The sequence below is a fragment of the Streptomyces sp. NPDC085944 genome, from assembly GCF_040686295.1.
Classification (GTDB): domain Bacteria; phylum Actinomycetota; class Actinomycetes; order Streptomycetales; family Streptomycetaceae; genus Streptomyces; species Streptomyces salinarius.
Map to the genome: position 1 here is coordinate 1 of NZ_JBFBJX010000039.1, position 18,148 is coordinate 18,148.

The window sequence follows — 18,148 nt, forward strand, 5'->3', positions numbered from 1 at the left end:
AACGTCTGGACCGTCGACGAACCCGGCGCCATCCGCAAAATGACCACCCTCGGCGTCGACGGCATCATCACCGACTACCCCCAAACCCTCACCCAACGCTGAATCCGACGCCGTCCCCGTCGTCGGCGCAGCGGGAGCCCAGGTTGCCGGACGAGGAGTCCGGGGTGTTGGAGGAGCCGGCGGCGACCCGGTAGCGGTTGCAGTAGGAGTCGTGGCACGGGTAGGAGCCGCCGCGCAGGGCCCGCGCCGTGCCGGTCCCGGGACCGCGCGGGTCCGCTGCCGGGGACTCGGCGTGGTACGACGGCGAGAACCAGTCGGCGCACCATTCCCACACGTTTCCCGCGGTGTTCCACAGGCCGTTGCCGCTGGGGCGGTAGGACGTGACCGGTGCGGTGGTCAGGTGGCCGTCCTCGACGGTGTTGACGTGGGGGGAACGGCCCTGCCAGATGTTGCAGCGCCACCGGCGGCCGGCAGTCAGCTCCTCGCCCCACGCGTAGATGCGGCCGGCCAGTCCCCCGCGGGCCGCGTACTCCCACGCGTGCCCGGTGTCGTACGGCTGGAGTGGACCGGACCGGCGGACGGCCGGCTGTATGTGAAGCGAAGCCCGGAAGGGCGCGGCGGGCGGGACTGAGTGACAGCGGTCGGCCCCCGCCCGCCGCGCCCTCGCATGCCGTCCCGGCGGTACGGGCGTAGTGTCCAGATATGGGTGATGTTCGGGGTGGCCGGCGTCGGGCAGCCCTGTCGGCGCGGGCGCGGACGGACGGCTGATGGACGCCGCAATGGCCGCGGTGGTGCGGGCGAGCGGTGCGTACGGAGGAATCCTGTACGTACTGCCGCCGGGCGAGAACGCCATGTGGCAGCTGCTGATCACGGGGGTCCCGCAGGAGATGGCCGCTCCGTGGCGCCGGGTCGGGCTGAAGGACCCCACGCCCGTCGCGGACGCGGTGCGCGAACGCCGTCTGGTGTGGGTCGGCGACCGGGAGGAGATGGCCCGCCAGTACCCGCGGCTGGCGCTCGTCCTGCCGTACGAGTTCGGGCTGGCGGCCGCCCCGCTGGCCTCCGGTTCCACCGTCCGGGGCGGGCTGGTGCTGCTGTGGGCCGGGGGGCATCCGGCCCGGCTGAACAGCGCTGAGCAGGACGCCGTCCGGGCGGGCTGCGACCGTCTGTACGACAGCCTGGAGCGTGCCCTCGACCGCGGCGAGCCGCTGCCGCCGGACCGCCCCCGGGTCCTGCCTCCGCCGGCCCCACGCCCGCCCTCCCTCGTGGAAGCGGCCGTGCTGTCCGCGTTCGTGGACCGCCTGCCCGGCGGTTCGTGCGCGCTGGATCTCGACGGACGCCTCACCCTCGTCACCCCGGGGGCGGCCGAGCTGCTCGGGGTCGACCGGTCCCTGCTGATGGGCGCGCTGCCGTGGGAGGCGCTGCCCTGGATGGACGTGCCCCACGTGGAGGACCGCTACCGGGCCGCGCTGGTCAGCCGCAGACCGCAGGCCTTCACGGTGCTGCGCCCGCCGCAGACGTGGCTGACCTTCGACCTGTACCCGGACGCCACGGGGCTGAGCGTCCGCATCGCCCCCGGCGGGCCGGACGCGGACGCGTCCCCGGGCCGGTCGGTACAGGCCTTCGGGCCCAGCCGCGCCACGGTGCTGTACCACCTGATGCACCTCGCCTCCACCCTGACCGAGGCCGTCAGCGTGCCGGACGTGGTCGAGCAGACCGCCGACCAGCTGATGCCCGCGCTGGGTGCGCAGGGCATGGTGGTGATGGTTCCGGAGGACGGCCACCTGAGTATCGTCGGGCAGCGCGGCTACGATCCGGAGCTCCTGAAGCACTTCGACGGCATCGCCCTGTCCTCGGACATCCCCGGCACCGACGTCATGGCCACGGGGGTCCCCGGATTCTGGCCGACGTTCGAGGAGTTCCACACGGCCTATCCCGCGATGACGCACGAGGACGGGATGGCCGCCTGGGCCGTACTCCCGCTGATCGCCTCCGGCCGGCCCATCGGATCCGTCCTCCTCTCCTACCGGCGGCCCCATGTCTTCCCGCCCGGGGAACGGGCCGCCCTCACGTCGCTGGCCGGCCTGGTGGGGCAGGCCCTGGACCGCGCCCGGCTCTACGACGCCAAGCATCACCTCGCCCACCGCCTGCAGTCCGCCCTGCTGCCCCACACCCTCCCGGACACACCGCGGCTGAACGTCGCCGCCCGCTATCTCCCGGCGGCCCAGGGGCTGAGCATCGGCGGTGACTTCTACGACGTCATCCGTCTCGACGAGCGCACGGCCGCCGTCGCCATCGGCGACGTACAGGGCCACAACGTCGACGCGGCGGCCCTCATGGGGCAGGTCCGCACCGCCGTGCACGCGCACGCCACCGTGGGCGCACCCCCGGGCGACGTGCTGGCCCGCACCAACCGCCTGCTCACCGATCTCGACCCCGGTCTCTTCACCAGCTGCGCCTACGTCCACCTCGACCTCGCCACCCACCGTGCCTGCGTGGCCCTCGCCGGGCACCCCCCTCCCCTGCTGCGCCACGCCGACGGGCGCGTCGAGGCCCTGCGCGTCCCGCCGGGTCTGCTGCTGGGCATCGAGCCGGACACCGTGTACCCCTCGGTGGAGTTCCCGCTGCCGCCGGGCTGTGTGCTCGCCCTCTACACCGACGGACTCGTCGAGGCGCCGGGAGTCGACCTCGACGACGCGATCGCGGCTCTCGCCGGGCTCCTGGAACACGGCGACCCCGGTGATCTCGACGCCATGGCCCACACCGTCATCCGGCACGCGCCCGCGCCGGCCGACGACATCGCCCTGCTCCTCGTCGGTCCCCGCGCCGCGGCGGGGCACTCCGAGGGCCGATCGATCGTTTTCACGGACAAGAAGGACGAACGCCGGTCCGCGCGGACCGGCAGCGGAGGGGAAGACGCTCGATGAAACACCAAAGGGTGCGCGATCTGATGAGCGACGCCGTGGTGCGCGTGCAGCGCGGCACACCGTTCAAGGAGATCGCTCACCTGCTGCTGGAGTACGACATCACGGCGGTGCCGGTGGTCGACGGGGAGAACCGCCCCGTGGGAGTGGTGTCGGAGGCCGACCTGCTGCAGAAGATGTGGGGCGGGGAGCCCGACGGTTCGCGCGAGCACGCCGATGGGTCCCGGGCCTCGGCGGTCAAGGCGGACGCCACGGACGCGGCCGGGCTCATGACCTCGCCCGCCGTGTGCGCCCGGGAGAGCTGGAGCGTCGTGGACGCCGCCCGGGTCATGGCCCGGCACCGCATCAAGCGGCTGCTGGTCGTCGACGACGACGGGCGGCTGGCCGGGGTCGTCAGCAGAAGCGACCTGCTGCGGGTCTTCCTGCGCACGGACCGCGCGATCCGCACCGAGATCATCGAGGAGGCCCTGGTGAAGGCGCTGGGCCTGGCACCCTCGTCGGTGCAGGTGGATGTGACACACGGCCATGTCGTGCTCAGCGGCCGGCTCCCGGACCGTGTGTCCGCCCCGGTCCTCGAGGAGCACTGTCGGGGCGTGGACGGCGTCGTGGCCGTCGAGTTCCGGCCGGCCGGCGAGACCGGCGCGGAGGATTCGGCGACCGTCGGCTCCTGACCGAGGGCCGCTCGGTCAGGGGCGGTGGTCGCCGTCCCCGTGTCCGCGGGCCGGGTCCGGGGCGGCCAGGGCCTCGATCTCCGGATGGTCGCGCAGTGCGGCGATCACCGCGTTCACCGCCGCGCGCTGCGGGGCTGCGCGCCGCACCACGACGGCGACGTTGCGGTGCACGGGCGGGCTCAGCCGGCGGGTGACGACGGCGAGGTCGGCCGTGACGGCGAGGGCGGGCAGCAGGGCGACCGACCCCGTGGTCTCGACGTGCCGCAACAGCATGAGGTAGTTGCTGAACCGGCAGGCCACCCGGGGTTCGAACCCGGCCTCGCGGCACAGCCGCACGGTCAGGTCCGCCATGTACGACTGCGGCCGGTCGCAGGCCCAGGTCTCCTCCTTGCAGGCGGCGAGGTCCACCGCGGTGCGGGCGGCCAGCGGATGCTCCTGCGGCAGCACCAGCACGACCGGGTCGCTGCCCAGCGACATGACCTCCAGGTCCGCGCCCGGGGTCAGACCCGCGTAGTCGGTGGTGGTGACGATGACGTCCGCGTCGCCCGAGCGCAGGGCGGGGCCGCTCTCGTGCGGCTCCATCTCGACCAGTTCCAGGTGCAGGTGGGGGTGGGTGGTGGCCAGGTGGTCCGCGGCGGGGACGGCGAGGCTGTAGATCGCGCTCTGGAACACGCCGAGCCGGACGGTGCCGATGGGCTCGTCGTTCAGGGCGCGCAGTTCGGCCTCGACGTCGGCCATCCGGTCGAGGATCTCCCGGCCCCTGCGGGCCAGCAGGAGCCCGGCCGGTGTCAGCCGCACCCGCCGTCCTGTCCGCTCGATCAGTCGGCACCGGGTCTCGGTCTCGAGGACCGCCAGTTGCTGGGAGACCGTGGACGCGCTCAGGTGCAGCGTGTCGGCGACCGCGCGGACGGTTCCGAGCGTGTCGAGCCGGCTGAGCAGGTGCAGTCGTCCGGAGTTGAGCACGCGGCGATGGTACGACGACTCGTCCGCGCCGTACGTTTTTTCCGTACAGCAGCGTCGATCCTGTGCGATGGACGCGCGCAGTGTCCCGTCCCTACCGTCGGTCCCATGCCTTCCGAGACTCCCGGCGCCGACCTGGGGCGCCACCTGATCCGTTACTCCGGCCACGCAGCCTTCTCGCCCGAGGTCGTCGTCCGCGCGGCGGGCACCTGCGTGTTCACCGAGAGCGGCCGTGAGCTCCTGGACTTCACGTCCGGCCAGATGAGTGCCATCCTCGGGCACTCCCATCCGGCGATCGTCTCGACGGTGCGCGAACAGGTCGCCCACCTCGACCACCTGCACAGCGCAATGCTCAGCCGGCCGGTGGTCGAGCTGGCCCGCCGGCTGGCCGGCACCGTGCCCGAGCCGCTGGAGAAGGCACTGCTGCTGACCACCGGGGCGGAGGCGAACGAGGCCGCGGTGCGGATGGCGAAGCTCGTCACCGGGCGCCACGAGATCGTCTCCTTCGCCCGGTCCTGGCACGGCATGACGCAGGCCGCCGCGAACGCCACCTACAGCGCCGGCCGCAAGGGCTACGGGCCCGCCGCGCCGGGCAACTTCGCGCTGCCGGTGCCGGACCGCCACCGTCCCTCCGTCGTCGACGCGGACGGCGAGCTGGACTGGCGCCGCCAGCTGGACCTGGGCTTCGAGATGATCGACGCCCAGTCGGTCGGCAGTCTGGCCGCGTGCCTGGTCGAGCCGATCCTGTCCTCGGGCGGCGTGGTCGAACTTCCTCCGGGCTATCTCGCCGCTCTGGCGGACAAGTGCCGCGAGCGCGGCATGCTGCTGATCCTCGACGAGGCGCAGACCGGGCTGTGCCGCACCGGCGACTGGTACGCCTTCGAGCACGAGGGCGTCGTCCCGGACATCCTCGTGCTGTCCAAGACGCTCGGCGCGGGTCTGCCGCTGGCCGCGGTGCTGACCGGCGCGGAGATCGAACAGCGGGCGTACGAGCGCGGGTTCCTGTTCTTCACCACCCACGTCAACGACCCGTTGCCGGCCGCCGTGGGCAACACCGTCCTCGACGTCCTGGTCCGCGACCGGCTGGACGAGCGCGCGCGGGAGCTGGGCACGGCACTGCGCGAGGGCCTCGACAAGCTCGCCGCCCGCCACGACGTCGTCGGTGACGTCCGCGGCCGGGGGCTGCTGCTGGGCATGGAACTGGTCGGGGACCAGGTACTGGGCGAGGGCGGCGCCGACCGTCTCGGGGCCGCCGTCACCCGGCGCTGCTTCGAGCTGGGGCTGCACATGAACATCGTCCAGCTCCCGGGAATGGGCGGCATCTTCCGTATCGCGCCGCCGCTGACCGCGAGCGACGAGGAGATCGCCCGCGGCGTGGCCGTCCTCGACCGGGCACTCGCCGACGCCGCCGGGGACCTGTAGTGCCGACGACCCCGGTGGCCTGGGGTTCCAGGTCACCGGGGCCGCGCGTGCGCTGCCGGGCGCGTCAGACTCCGGCCGTCTCCGGCTCGCGGGTGGGCTCCGGGGGCGCGGCGGTGTCGCCGAGTTCCCGGTGGAGCTTCTCGCCCTCGACGTCGACGTCGGGCAGGATGCGGTCCAGCCACTTGGGCAGCCACCACGCCTTGGTGCCGAGCAGGGCGAGCACGGCCGGGACGATGGCCATGCGGACCACGAACGCGTCGAAGAGGACCGCGATCGCGAGGCCGAAGCCCATCATCTTGATCATGGCGTCGTTCTCCAGGATGAAGCCGGAGAAGACGCTGATCATGATGATCGCCGCCGCCGCGACGACCCGGCCGCCGTGGGTGAAGCCCGTGGTGACGGACTCGCCGGCGGACTGCCCGTGGACGTACGCCTCCCGCATGCGGGTGACCAGGAAGACCTCGTAGTCCATGGCCAGACCGAAGACCACGCCGATCATGAAGATGGGCATCATGGACATGATCGGGCCCGGCTGGTCCACGCCGAACACGTCCGCGAGCCAGCCCCACTGGAAGACCGCGACCACCGCGCCGAGCGCCGCGGCCACCGAGAGCAGGAAGCCCAGGGCCGCCTTCAGGGGGACGAGGACGGAGCGGAACACCAGCATCAGGAGCAGGAAGGCGAGCCCGACGACCAGGGCCAGGTAGGGGACGAGCGCGTCGTCCAGGGTCTGGGAGAAGTCGATCGTCATCGCGGTCGCGCCGGTGACCAGCATGGTCGCGCCGGTGTCGGCCTTGATCCCGCCGGACAGCGAGCGGATGTCGTGCACCAGTGATTCGGTGGCGGCGTCGCTCGGGCCGGTCCTGGGCACCACGGTGAGAACCGCGGTGTCGCCCTTCTCGTTGAAGGTGGCCGGGGTGACCGCGGCGGCCTTCCCCAGGTCGGTGATCTTCTCGCCCACGGTCTCGGCGGCGGCCTTCGGGTCGTCCGCGTCGCGCGCGTCGACGGCGATCATGAACGGACCGTTGAACCCGGCGCCGAAGGACTCGGACAGCATGTCGTAGGCCTTGCGCTGGGTGGTGTCGGGGGCCGAACTGCCTTCGTCGGGCAGGCCCAGCTCCATGCCCGCGGCCGGTACCGCGATCACGCCGAGGCCGAGGACCGCGGTCAGCAGTACGGTGACCGGGCGCCGCTGCACGAAGCGGGCCCAGCGCGTGCCCAGCTTGGGCTTGCCGGCGACGGCCCGCGCCCCGGCGGACGCCTTGCGGTCCTTGCGGCTCAGCGCCCTCTTGCCGGCGATGCCGAGCAGTGCCGGGGTGAGGGTGAGGGCGATCAGCACGGCGATGCCGACGGTGCCCGCGGCGGCCAGACCCATCTTGGTGAGGATCGGGATGTTGACGATCGCGAGACCCGACAGGGCCACGACGACGGTCAGTCCGGCGAAGACGACCGCGGAGCCCGCGGTGCCGACCGCGCGTCCCGCCGCCTCCTCGGGCGCCCGGCCCTCGGCTATCTCCGCCCGGTAGCGGGAGACGATGAACAGGGCGTAGTCGATGGCGACCGCGAGGCCGATCATCATGGCGAGGGTGGAGGTGGTGGCGGACAGTTCCAGCGTGCTGCCCAGTGCCCCGATGGCGGAGATGCCGATGCCGACACCGATGATGGCCGAGAGCAGCGGCATGCCCGCCGCGACCAGTGAGCCGAAGGTCAGCAGGAGCACGACGGCGGCGACCCCGATGCCGATGAGTTCGGCGGTGCCGCCCATCTCCTGCTCGGCCACGACCGCGTCACCGCCGGTCTCGACGGTGTACCCGCCCTCCCGGGCGTCGTCGGTCGCGGCGGTGAGGGCGTCCCGGGCCTCGTCGGTCAGCTCCATCGCGTTGACCTTGTAGGTCACGGAGGCGTAGGCGGTGGTGCCGTCCTTGCTGACGGCGTTCGCCTTGAACGGGTCGTCCACCGAGGAGACCTGCGGGCCCGTGCCGAGCGCCGTCACCAGTTCCTCGGCCCGGTCCTTGCCGGCCGGGTCGGAGATCTTTCCACCCTCGGGGGCGCGGATCACCACACGCGCGGTCGCGCCCTCGGCGCTGGCGGCCGGGAACTGCTCGTCGAGCAGGTCGAACGCCTTCTGGGACTCGGTGCCCGGCATCGAGAAGGAGTCTTCGGGCGGGGCGGGGGCGACGGACGAGGCCGCGCCGGCGCCCACGAGTATGGCCACCCACAGCAGGGCGACGAGGCCGCGGCGCCGGAACGCCCTCCGGCCGAGTCGATAGAGAAACGTAGCCACCTTTGGACCAATCCGTCGGGTTGCGGGCAGGACGAAGACCCGGCACATGGGGGGGAAGGCGGAGGCGCTGACCGGGGTACACGTCCATGCTCGCCCGGGGTTCGGGGCGATTGATCCGCCCCTGGGTCTGGACTGGGGTACTGCGTCGGATGTAGTGGGCCCCCGAGTCCCGCTCCCCCGGGCGTAGGCGACGAAGATGGGTGTACTCCGCATTTCGTTGCCACGGGCAGCCGAATCCCGCGGCCCGGTCCCGGGGGGTCCGCCTCTTCACCGCACCGTCCGCGCCGTGGACGGCCGTTCCCGAGCCGCGAACCGGGGAGGCCCGGTCGACGTCACAGGCCTCGTGTCGGACGACGGCTGACGGGCCGACGGCTGACGGTAGGTTGACCTTCACCTCGGGGCAGGCCACAGCATCGGTGTCACCGGGCGACCCGCCCGGTACGAGGAGGAGTGGGCATGGGGCTGCTGACCATAGGGGCGTTCGCGAAGGCCTCCCGGCTTTCGCCGAAGGCGCTGCGTCTCTACGACGAGTTGGGGCTGCTCCCGCCCGCCCACGTCGACCCGGTCACCGGCTACCGCCGCTACGCGCCGGACCAGGTGGAGCGGGCCCGGCTCGTCGCCTGGCTGCGACGGCTGGGCATGCCGCTGGTCCGCATCCGGCACGTGTGCTCGCTGGACGCGGGGGACGCGGCTCGGGAGATCCGCGCCTTCTGGGCGCGGGCCGAGGCCGACTTCGCCGCACGGCGGAACCTGGTCGCCTTCCTCGTCGGTCACCTGGAACGAGAGGACCCCGCCGTGACCACCACCGCGAGCCCCCTGAGCATCCGTTACGCCGCCGGTTCCGACGCGGGCCTGGTCCGCGAGGCCAACCAGCACACCGCGTACGCCGGGTCCCGGCTGCTCGCCGTCGCCGACGGGTTCGGTGACGACGGCGCCCCGGCGAGGTCGCCCCCGGCTCAGGGCGGTGCCGTCCCGACCCGTACCCGGTCGCTCTCGCCGTCGGTGAGGAAGGACGCCAGGGCCCGCCCCTCCTCGGCGACCTCGGTGCGCTCCGGCCGGGTGAGCCGGCGCAGCGGTGTGACGGCCACCGTGCCGTCCGCCACGGTCCAGGTCGCGCCGACCCGGCCGTCGACGAGGACGAAGCGGGCACCGGTGACCGACAGGCCGCGGTGCGCGTCGTCGATGACGCGGCCGCGGTCCTGATAGCCGAGGACCGCGTTGTCGAACGCCGGCAGGAACCGCGCCGGGGCGGGGACGCCGGGGTCGGGTCGCGGTGCGTCGGGGAGGTCGAGGAGTTCCCGGCCGCGCTCGTCGCGGAAGGCGACGAGTTCCCCGCGTACGGCGGCGACGGCGGCCGGCAGCCCCGCGAGCCCGCACCAGGCGCGCAGGTCCGCCGAGGCGGCCGGTCCGAACGCGGCGAGGTAGCGCCGTACCAGTGCCGCCCCCACCGGATCGGTGCCCGGTGGGGCCGGCGGGTCGACCTCGCGGCCCAGCCAGGCAGCGACCGGGGCGTTGCGGACCGGGGCCCTGACCCGCCACAGGCCGCGCGGCGGCAGTTGCACCGTCGGGATCAGCGCGGCGAGCAGCATCTCCCCCAGCGGCCGCGGTCCCACCTCGGGCCACCGCTGGGCCACGGCCCGGGCGAGTGCGGCCATCGAGCGGGGCTCGCCGTCGGCCAGTACCGCTCGGCCCGCCGCCGCGAGTTCGTCGAGGTCGACCCCTTGCAGCTCGCGGCGGTAGGTGCCGAGGACTCGTCCGCGCAGCATGGCGTCGTGGCGGGAGCGCCAGGCCAGTACGTCCTCGGCGGTGACGAGGTGGACGGTGCGGCGCATCAGGTGGGTGCGCACCACCCGGCGCCCGGTCAGCGGGTCGTCGAGCGCCCGCGGCGCGAAGTCGCGCAGCCGCGACCACAGTCCCACGAACGGTTCCTGCGGTTCCTGTGCCTGCAGGCCGCCGAGGTGCGCGACCGCGTCCGGTACGGGAAGGTCCGCGCGGTCGAGAAGCAACTGCCGGGCGAGGGCCGCGCGGTTCAGCGACCGGACCTCGAGCACGCTCACGCGGTGTACTCGCTCACCACGTCGAGGACCCAGATGACGCCGAACTTGTCCCGCAGCATGCCGTACAGCGGTGCCCACTGCGCGGCGCCCAGCGGCCGCAGTACGGTCGCACCGTCGGTCAGCTTCTCCCAGTACGCGGTGATCTCCTGCGTGGTCTCGCCCCGGACGGAGACGAAGAAGGCGTTCTCGCCCTGGTCCCACGGCAGGCCCGAGGGCACGTCGTAGGCCATCACGCACAGGCCGTCCTCGGTGGACACCTGACCGAACATCACCTGCGCGGCCTCGGCGGGCTCCTGGACGTTCCCGGCGTCCTCGTAGGTCACCAGCATCACGTCCCCGCCGAACGCGGCCTGGTAGAAGGTGAGTGCCTCGCGGGCGTCACCACGGAAGTTCAGGTGGGTCACGGCTTTGGCGGTCACGACGGGCTCCTTGCCTCGCGGAACGTGCGGAACTGCGGAACGGAACGGCCCACCGGAGCGGGCCGGCCGTGGGGCCGGTTCGGCCCCGCTGCGCCCACTCTGGTCGAGGTAGCGGTCAGGTTGTGGCCGCTATGTGCGGGAACATGGGGGCATGCGGAAGACCTCGGCCCGGCTGCTGACCCTGCTCTCGCTGCTCCAGGCCCGCCGGGACTGGCCGGGCGCGGTGCTGTCCGAGCGGCTGGAGGTGAGCCCGCGCACGCTGCGCCGCGACGTCGAGCGGCTCCGGGAGCTGGGCTATCCCGTCCTGGCGGTGAAGGGGCCCGACGGCGGCTACCGGCTCGACGCCGGGACACGGCTGCCCCCGCTGCTCTTCGACGACGAGCAGGCGGTCGCCCTCGCCGTCGCGCTGCGGACCGCGGCGGTCACCGGCGCCGGCATCGAGGACGGTGCGGCGCGTGCCCTGGCCACCCTGCGCCAGGTCATGCCCGCCCGGCTGCGGCACCGGATCGACGCCCTCCCCGTCACCTCCGTCGCACGGTCGGCGCCCCCGACGGACACCGGTGTACTCATGGCGCTCAGTGCCGCCGTCCATGCCCGCGAGGTGGTGCGCTTCGACCGCGCCCCGGCCCGCCCGGGGGACGGCGGGCCCGAGGCCTCGCCGCCCTCGCGCCGGGTGGAGCCGCACCATCTCGTCGCCCGGGGCGGGCGGTGGTACCTGGTCGCCTGGGACCTGGACCGCGAGGACTGGCGGGTCTTCCGCGCCGACCGGATCACTCCGCGCAACCCCACTGGCCCCCGGTTCGTCCCCCGTGAACTGCCCGGCAAGGACGTGGCCGACTTCCTGACCGCCAGGTTCCGCGGCTCCGACGGCTCCCCGGACTGGCCCTGCCGGGGCGAGGCCGTGCTCCACCTGCCCGCCTCCGCGGTGTCCCCGCACGCCGGTGACGGGACCGTCGAGGAACTCGGCCCGGACCGCTGCCGGCTCACACTGGGCTCCTGGTCGTGGCCCTCGCTCGCCGCCGCGTTCTGCCTCTTCGGCACGGACGTCGAGGTCGTCGGCCCGCCCGCGCTCAGGGAGGCGTTCGCCGGATTGGCCCACCGCTGCGCCAGGGCCGCCGCCGGGCCGACGGGCCGTTGACGGCGCGCCCGCGCCGGAACGTACGTCGGGGGAAGGGGGCCCTGACGTGCGTCGGGCGGAAGGGGGCGGGGCGACCGGATTCGAACCGGCGTCCTCCGAGATGATGTCGCGGCGCACTACCTCTGTGCTACGACCCCGCCCTTGCCGGTGATCGTATGCCGATCCCGCTCGAACGCCCGGTGGGCGTCCGGGTTGCGGCCGGCGTCACACCCGCTGGGTTCGGTCCGAGTCCGCGGGCTCGGCGGCCAGGCCGCCCATCACGACGCGCGACCGGCCGTGCAGCCGCAGGGAGACGGCGACGAAGGCGATCGCGACCAGGGTCATCGCCCCGCCGGCCCAGGCCGTCGCGGCGTAGCCGAAGTCCGCGTCGATCACCGTGCCGCCGAGCCAGGGGCCGCCGGTGTTGCCCAGGTTGAACGCGGCGGTCGTGGTCGCGCCGGCGAGAGTGGGCGCGGCGCCGGCGACGTTGAACATGCGCGCGTTGAGCGCGGGCGCCGTGTAGAACGCGGAGACGCCCAGCAGCAGCGACAGGACGATCACGGCGGCGGGGCTGGAGGCGAACAGCGCGAGTGCGGCCAGCAGGACCGTCGAGGCGGTGATGCCGGAGAGCAGGACGCCGAACAGGTGCGCGTCGGCGACCCGGCCGCCGATCGTCGTGCCGATCAGCGCGCCCACGCCGAACAGCGCCAGCACGGTCGGGACCCAGCCGTCCGCCAGTCCGGCCACATCGGTGAGCAGCGGCGCGAGGTAGGAGAAGGCGCAGAAGACGCCGCCTGCGGCGAGTGCGGTCACGACGACGGACAGCCAGACCTGGCGGTCCCGGTAGATCGCCAGCTCGCCGCGCAGCCGGGGCCGCCGCTCGGGCAGCGGAATGCGGGGGATCAGGGTGACCACGCCGACGAGCGCGACGGCGGCCGCGCCGCCCACGGCCCAGAACGCGGACCGCCAGCCCAGGTGCTCGCCGAGGAAGGCGCCGGCCGGGACGCCGAGGACGTTGGCGATGGACAGTCCGCCGATCATCACGGCCATCGCGCGGGCCCGCGCGGTCACCGGCACCATGGCGATGGCCACGGCCGCGCCCACGGCCCAGAAGCCGGCGCAGGCGAGCGCGCTCACCACGCGGGAGACGAACAGGACTTCGTAGCTCGTCGCGAGCGCACCCGCGACCTGCCCCAGACCGAACACCGAGATGAGGGCGACGAGCGTGGTCTTGCGCGGCAGCCGCAGGGTGGCGACGGCGAGCAGCGGCGCGCCGACCACCATGCCGATGGCGAACGCCGATATCAGCAGCCCGGCTTGCGGGATGGACACGTCCATGTCGTCGGCGATGGGTGGCAGCAGCCCGGAGAGCATGAACTCGCTGGTGCCGAGCGCGAAGACGGACAGGCCGAGGATGTAGACGGCGAGCGGCATGCGGCCGGCCGCGGACCGCGGGGAAGAGTCGGGCATGACAGGTGTCAACGGAGCCCTGCTTCCCGCCATTCCCGCCGCGGGGTCCGTCTCGGCATGCGGCCCGGCCCGTTGTCACGGCGAGGCACGTTGTCAGTGGTGGGCGGCATGATTCCGTCCATGACTACCCCTGCAGCAGTGATCGTCGACGCCGCCGCCTACGCCCAGGCGGTCGAGGACGCCGCGCGCGCGGCCGCCGCCTATTACGCGGGCGGCTCCTCGCCCCTGGACGACGACGCCTACGACCGGCTGGCGCGAGGGATCGCCGCGTGGGAGACCGAGCACCCGGACGAGGTGCTGCCCGACTCCCCCACCGGGAAAGTCGCGGGTGGTGCGGCCGAGGGCGACGTTCCGCACACCGTGCCCATGCTCAGCCTGGACAACGTGTTCTCGCCGGAGGAGTTCACCGCCTGGACGGCGTCCCTGGCCCGGCGCATCGACCGCGAGGTCACCCGGTTCGCCGTGGGTCCCAAGCTGGACGGCCTCGCGGTCGCCGCCCGCTACCACGAGGGCCGCCTCACCCGGCTGATCACCCGGGGCGACGGCACGGCCGGTGAGGACGTCTCGCACGCCATGGGCACCGTGGAGGGGCTTCCCGAGAAGCTGGCCGAGCCGGTGACCGTCGAGGTGCGCGGCGAGATCCTCATGACGACGGCCCAGTTCGAGCACGCCAACGAGGTGCGCATACAGCACGGCGGGCAGCCCTTCGCCAATCCGCGCAACGCCGCCGCGGGCACCCTTCGTGCGAAGGAGCGCGCCTACACGGTGCCGATGACGTTCTTCGGCTACGGCCTGCTGGCGCTGCCCGGCACCGACGCCGCGCTCGCCGAGCGGCTCGGGGAGCTGCCGTACAGCGAGCTGATGGCGACGGCGGCCGGACTCGGCGTCCACACCAGCGCCGGCACCGCCGTGCCCGACGTGGTCGTCGAGACGGCCGAGCAGGTCGTGGCCCGGGTCCGGGAGATCGCCGCGCTCCGCGCGGAGCTGCCGTTCGGCATCGACGGGATCGTCGTCAAGGCCGACCTCGCCGCCGACCGGCGGGCCGCCGGGTCCGGCTCACGGGCGCCGCGGTGGGCGATCGCGTACAAGCTCCCGGCCGTGGAGAAGATCACCCGCCTGCTGGAGGTGGAGTGGAACGTCGGCCGTACCGGCATCGTCGCCCCGCGCGGCGTGCTGGAACCCGTGGTCATCGAGGGCTCCACGATCACCTACGCCACGCTGCACAACCCGGCCGACATCACCCGGCGCGGACTGCGCCTGGGCGACCACGTCATGGTGCACCGCGCCGGTGACGTCATCCCCCGCATCGAGGCCCCGGTGGCGCACCTGCGGACGGGCGAGGAGCGGCCGATCGTGTTCCCCGAGGCGTGTCCGCGCTGCGGGTCGGACATCGACACGAGCGAGGAGCGGTGGCGGTGCGCGCAGGGCCGCAACTGCCACCTGGTCGCCTCGCTCGCCTACGCGGCCGGCCGCGACCAGCTCGACATCGAGGGCCTGGGCACCACCCGCGTCGTCCAGCTCGTCGAGGCGGGTCTGGTCGCCGACCTGGCCGACCTGTTCACGCTGCGGCGGGAGCAGTTGCTCGCCCTGGAGCGGATGGGCGAGACCAGCACCGACAACCTGTTGGCGGCGCTCGCGACGGCCAAGGAGCAACCGCTGTCCCGGGTGCTGTGCGCGCTGGGCGTCCGGGGCACCGGCCGGTCCATGTCCCGGCGCATCGCCCGGTACTTCGCCACCATGGACCACATCCGGGCCGCCGACGCCGAGGCCGTGCAGCGGGTCGACGGGATCGGAGTGGAGAAGGCGCCGTCCATCGTCGCGGAGATCGCCGAACTCGCCCCGCTCATCGACAAGCTCGCCGCCGCCGGCGTCAACATGACCGAGCCCGGCGCCACCCCGCCCCCGGCCGCCGACGCGGAGGGCGCCGACGGCGCGGACGCGGACGCGACCACGCCCGCCGCGGCCGGGGCCGGCCCGCTGGCGGGCATGAAGGTGGTGGTCACCGGCGCGATGACCGGAAAGCTGGAGCGGCTCAGCCGCAACGAGATGAACGAACTCGTCGAGCGGGCCGGGGGGCGTTCCTCGTCCAGCGTCTCCAAGAACACGACGCTCGTCGTCGCGGGCGAGGGAGCGGGCTCGAAGCGGGCCAAGGCGGAACAGCTCGGCATCCGGCTCGCCACTCCGGAGGAGTTCGCCGCGCTCGTCGCCGACCTGCTCGGCTGAGGCACCGCGCACGAGCAGGAGTGTACGTTCGTACGCCTCGGCGGTAGGCTCCCGCGCATGACTGTTGACGTACTGCGCCGGCCCGCCCCGGTCGATCGGCGGGCTCGCCTGGCCGTCGCCGTGCTGTTCTTCACCAACGGGTCCCTGTTCGCCAACCTGTTGCCGAGGTATCCGCAGATCAAGGCGGACCTCGGGGTCGGGAACGCCGCCTACGGGCTGGCCGTGGCGGCGTTCCCGGCGGGCGCCGTCGTGGCCGGGCTCGCGGCCGGGGTCCTGGTGCGCCGGTTCGGCTCGGCACGGGTGGCGGTCGGCGGCACGCTGCTGACCGGCGCGGGCATCCTCGCCGCCGGACTCGCCGGCTCGATGGCGGTGTTCGCGGGGGCGCTGTTCCTGGCCGGGGCGATGGACGCGTTCACCGACGTCGCGCAGAACGCCCACGGGCTGCGGGTGCAGCGCCGTTACGGACGGTCCATCATCAACTCCTTCCACGCCATCTGGTCCATCGGCGCCGTCACCGGCGGTTCCATGGCCGCCGCCGCGATCGCGCTCGGCGTCGCGCGGGGCCCGCACCTGATGTTCTCCGCCGTGGTGTTCGCGGTCGCGGCCTGCGTCGCCCTGCGGTACTGCCTGCCGGGCCCCGAGACCGACACCGAGCCGACCGGGGACACGGACGCCGAGGACCGGGCGCCGACGCCGGCCCCGGCCCCGGCTACGGACCTGCGCACCGGCTGGGTACTGGCCGCGCTCGTCCTCATCGCCACGGCCGGCACCCTCGTCGAGGACGCGGGCATGTCCTGGGCCACCCTCTACCTCTCCGACTCGCTGCACGCGGCCGCGGCGCTGGCGGCCTCCGGGTATGTAGCCCTCGTCGGCGCGCAGTTCGTGGGCCGGATCGTCGGCGACCGGCTCGTGGACCGCTTCGGCCAGCGCGCGGTGGCCCGCTCCGGCGCCCTGATCGCCGCAGCCGGGATGGGAGGGGCACTGGCCGTGCCGACGGTGCCCGGCACGGTCCTCGGGTTCGCGGCCGCCGGGTTCGGGGTGGCGACGCTGGTGCCGGCGGCGATGCACGAGGCCGACGAGCTGCCGGGGCTCAAGCCCGGATCGGGGCTGACGCTCGTCTCCTGGCTGATGCGGCTCGGCTTCCTGCTCTCCCCGCCGGTCGTGGGTCTGGTCGCCGACGCGACGAGTCTGCGGGTGGGGCTGCTGGTGGTGCCGCTCGCGGGGATGCTCGTCCTCGTGTGCGCCGGAGCACTCCGGCCCCGGCGGGGCTGAACCGGGTCATCCGGCGACATGAGCGCCGGGAGTGTACGTTCGTACACTCCCGGGGTAGGATCGGGCGCATGCCGACGGACCACTTCGCGGGCGACTCCCGCACGAACCTCGAACGCATGCTGGCGGGCGACCTCTACGTCGCCGACGATCCGGAGATCGCCCGCAGGCAGCAGCAGGCCGTGCGGCTGGCCGCCCGCTACCAGGCGGCGTACGCGGAGGACGCGGAGGCCGCGCGGCCACTCCTCGCCGAACTGCTCGGCTCCCTGGGCACCGGGGCCCACGTACGGCCGCCCCTGTACGTCGACTACGGCAGCAACATCAGCATCGGGGCGCGCACCTTCGTCAACTACAACCTGACGGCACTGGACGTCGCGGCGATCACCATCGGTGAGGACTGCCAGATCGGCCCGAACGTCCAGTTGCTCACCCCCACGCACCCCCTGGAGCCGGGGCCCCGGCGGGACAAGCTGGAGGCCGCCCGGCCCATCGTCATCGGCGACAACGTCTGGCTCGGCGGGGGCGCGATCGTGCTGCCGGGCGTGTCCATCGGGGACAACTCCGTCATCGGCGCCGGTGCGGTCGTCACCAAGGACGTGCCGGCGAACGTCGTGGCCGTCGGCAACCCTGCCCGGCCGGTGCGGAACGTGTAAGTCTGCTCCCATGGCAACCGGACAAACGGATCCGCAGCGGCGCGAACGCATCCTCGCGGCCACCCTCGACCTGATCGCCGAGGAGGGCATCGCGCGCGTCTCCCACCGGAGGATCGCGCAGCGCGCGGGAGTACCGCTCGGCTCGATGACGTACCACTTCAGCGGCATCGAGCAGCTGCTGCGCGAGGCGTTCGGCCGTTTCACCGACCACATCGTCGCGGTCTTCGACGAACACCTCGGCGCCGCAGCCGACCGCGACCAGGCCCGGGAGGCGGTGGCCGACCTCGTGCACGAGCTGTCCGAGGACAGCCAGCGGGACCTGGTGCTCACCCAGGAGCTGTACACGCTCGCCGCGCGGCAGCCGGCCTACCGGGAGCTGACCCACGAATGGATGCGCCGCAGCCGCGTCCACCTGGAGAAGCACTTCGACCCGGACACGGCCCGCCAGCTCGACGCCCTCATCGAGGGCCTGACGCTGCACCGCGCCCTGGCCCGTGAGCCGCACGGCCGAGCCCTGACCCTGGAGGCCATCGCCCGGGTCACCGCGACGGAGCGGCGCGCGCCGCAGGGAAGCGGCGCTCCCTAGCTGTATTGACCACGAGCGTTGTTGACAGTCGCCGGATTTGATCAAAACGAAGACCTCCGATGCAGTGGAGCTGTCTAGGACTGCACCGCACGGAGG

The 18,148-nt window shown here is 73.4% G+C and carries 14 protein-coding genes and 2 pseudogenes; 10 read left to right on the forward strand and 6 right to left on the reverse strand.

Going from position 1 to position 18,148, the window contains the following annotated elements:
• Window positions 1–102: glycerophosphodiester phosphodiesterase family protein (locus AB0P07_RS36160; protein WP_365558573.1), on the forward strand; the 102-nt coding region annotated here is incomplete at its 5' end.
• On the opposite strand, the pseudogene AB0P07_RS36165 reads toward AB0P07_RS36160, so the two are convergent.
• Window positions 89–535: pseudogene (locus AB0P07_RS36165) on the reverse strand (SUMF1/EgtB/PvdO family nonheme iron enzyme); the annotation flags it as partial. The gene AB0P07_RS36160 and the pseudogene AB0P07_RS36165 overlap by 14 nt on opposite strands.
• 232 nt (window positions 536–767) lie before the next feature.
• Here AB0P07_RS36165 and AB0P07_RS36170 point away from each other — a divergent pair.
• Both AB0P07_RS36170 and AB0P07_RS36175 read left to right on the forward strand, forming a co-directional pair.
• Window positions 768–2,924 (forward strand): SpoIIE family protein phosphatase, encoded by a 2,157-nt coding sequence (locus AB0P07_RS36170; RefSeq protein ID WP_365558544.1) that lies wholly within the window; start codon window positions 768–770, stop codon window positions 2,922–2,924.
• Window positions 2,921–3,592 (forward strand): CBS domain-containing protein, encoded by a 672-nt coding sequence (locus AB0P07_RS36175; protein ID WP_365558545.1) that lies wholly within the window; start codon window positions 2,921–2,923, stop codon window positions 3,590–3,592. The genes AB0P07_RS36170 and AB0P07_RS36175 overlap by 4 nt, the downstream gene beginning before the upstream one ends.
• Window positions 3,593–3,607: 15 nt before the next feature.
• Here AB0P07_RS36175 and AB0P07_RS36180 read toward each other — a convergent pair whose 3' ends face one another.
• Window positions 3,608–4,555 carry a LysR substrate-binding domain-containing protein gene (locus AB0P07_RS36180; protein ID WP_365558547.1) on the reverse strand — a complete coding sequence of 316 codons (948 nt, stop codon included), beginning with the start codon at window positions 4,553–4,555 and terminating at the stop codon, window positions 3,608–3,610.
• A gap of 105 nt (window positions 4,556–4,660) precedes the next feature.
• Between AB0P07_RS36180 and AB0P07_RS36185 the strand changes: the two genes are divergently transcribed.
• On the forward strand, window positions 4,661–5,974 hold the full coding sequence (locus AB0P07_RS36185) for an aspartate aminotransferase family protein (protein WP_365558550.1): 1,314 nt from the start codon (window positions 4,661–4,663) through the stop codon (window positions 5,972–5,974).
• A 64-nt stretch (window positions 5,975–6,038) separates the two neighbouring features.
• Here AB0P07_RS36185 and AB0P07_RS36190 read toward each other — a convergent pair whose 3' ends face one another.
• Window positions 6,039–8,258, reverse strand: a complete 2,220-nt coding sequence (locus AB0P07_RS36190) for an MMPL family transporter (RefSeq protein ID WP_365558553.1) — start codon at window positions 8,256–8,258, stop codon at window positions 6,039–6,041.
• 456 nt (window positions 8,259–8,714) lie between these two features.
• Here AB0P07_RS36190 and AB0P07_RS36195 point away from each other — a divergent pair.
• A pseudogene (locus tag AB0P07_RS36195) lies at window positions 8,715–9,200 on the forward strand (helix-turn-helix domain-containing protein); the annotation flags it as partial.
• A 14-nt stretch (window positions 9,201–9,214) separates the two neighbouring features.
• On the opposite strand, the gene AB0P07_RS36200 reads toward AB0P07_RS36195, so the two are convergent.
• Together AB0P07_RS36200 and AB0P07_RS36205 are read right to left on the reverse strand one after the other, a co-directional pair.
• Window positions 9,215–10,315, reverse strand: a complete 1,101-nt coding sequence (locus tag AB0P07_RS36200) for a winged helix DNA-binding domain-containing protein (protein WP_365558556.1) — start codon at window positions 10,313–10,315, stop codon at window positions 9,215–9,217.
• Window positions 10,312–10,734, reverse strand: a complete 423-nt coding sequence (locus tag AB0P07_RS36205) for a VOC family protein (RefSeq protein WP_365558558.1) — start codon at window positions 10,732–10,734, stop codon at window positions 10,312–10,314. Before AB0P07_RS36205 ends, AB0P07_RS36200 begins: the two co-directional genes overlap by 4 nt.
• A gap of 151 nt (window positions 10,735–10,885) precedes the next feature.
• Here AB0P07_RS36205 and AB0P07_RS36210 point away from each other — a divergent pair, with 151 nt between their 5' ends.
• A complete protein-coding gene (locus tag AB0P07_RS36210) occupies window positions 10,886–11,872 on the forward strand; it encodes a YafY family protein (protein ID WP_365558561.1) in 987 nt (328 codons plus the stop codon).
• A 204-nt stretch (window positions 11,873–12,076) separates the two neighbouring features.
• Here AB0P07_RS36210 and AB0P07_RS36215 read toward each other — a convergent pair whose 3' ends face one another.
• A complete protein-coding gene (locus tag AB0P07_RS36215) occupies window positions 12,077–13,285 on the reverse strand; it encodes a Cmx/CmrA family chloramphenicol efflux MFS transporter (RefSeq protein WP_365558576.1) in 1,209 nt (402 codons plus the stop codon).
• 156 nt (window positions 13,286–13,441) lie between these two features.
• Here AB0P07_RS36215 and ligA point away from each other — a divergent pair, with 156 nt between their 5' ends.
• The 4 genes from ligA to AB0P07_RS36235 all read left to right on the forward strand — a co-directional run bounded on the left by ligA (window position 13,442) and on the right by AB0P07_RS36235 (window position 18,052).
• Window positions 13,442–15,544, forward strand: coding sequence for an NAD-dependent DNA ligase LigA (ligA, locus tag AB0P07_RS36220; RefSeq protein ID WP_365558564.1), 2,103 nt, complete (start codon window positions 13,442–13,444; stop codon window positions 15,542–15,544).
• A 57-nt stretch (window positions 15,545–15,601) separates the two neighbouring features.
• Window positions 15,602–16,816: an MFS transporter gene (locus AB0P07_RS36225; protein ID WP_365558566.1), complete on the forward strand. Its 1,215-nt coding sequence runs from the start codon at window positions 15,602–15,604 to the stop codon at window positions 16,814–16,816.
• Between the two features lie 68 nt (window positions 16,817–16,884).
• Window positions 16,885–17,466 carry a sugar O-acetyltransferase gene (locus AB0P07_RS36230; protein WP_365558568.1) on the forward strand — a complete coding sequence of 194 codons (582 nt, stop codon included), beginning with the start codon at window positions 16,885–16,887 and terminating at the stop codon, window positions 17,464–17,466.
• A gap of 10 nt (window positions 17,467–17,476) precedes the next feature.
• Window positions 17,477–18,052, forward strand: a complete 576-nt coding sequence (locus tag AB0P07_RS36235) for a TetR family transcriptional regulator (RefSeq protein WP_365558571.1) — start codon at window positions 17,477–17,479, stop codon at window positions 18,050–18,052.
• Window positions 18,053–18,148: the final 96 nt, after the last annotated feature.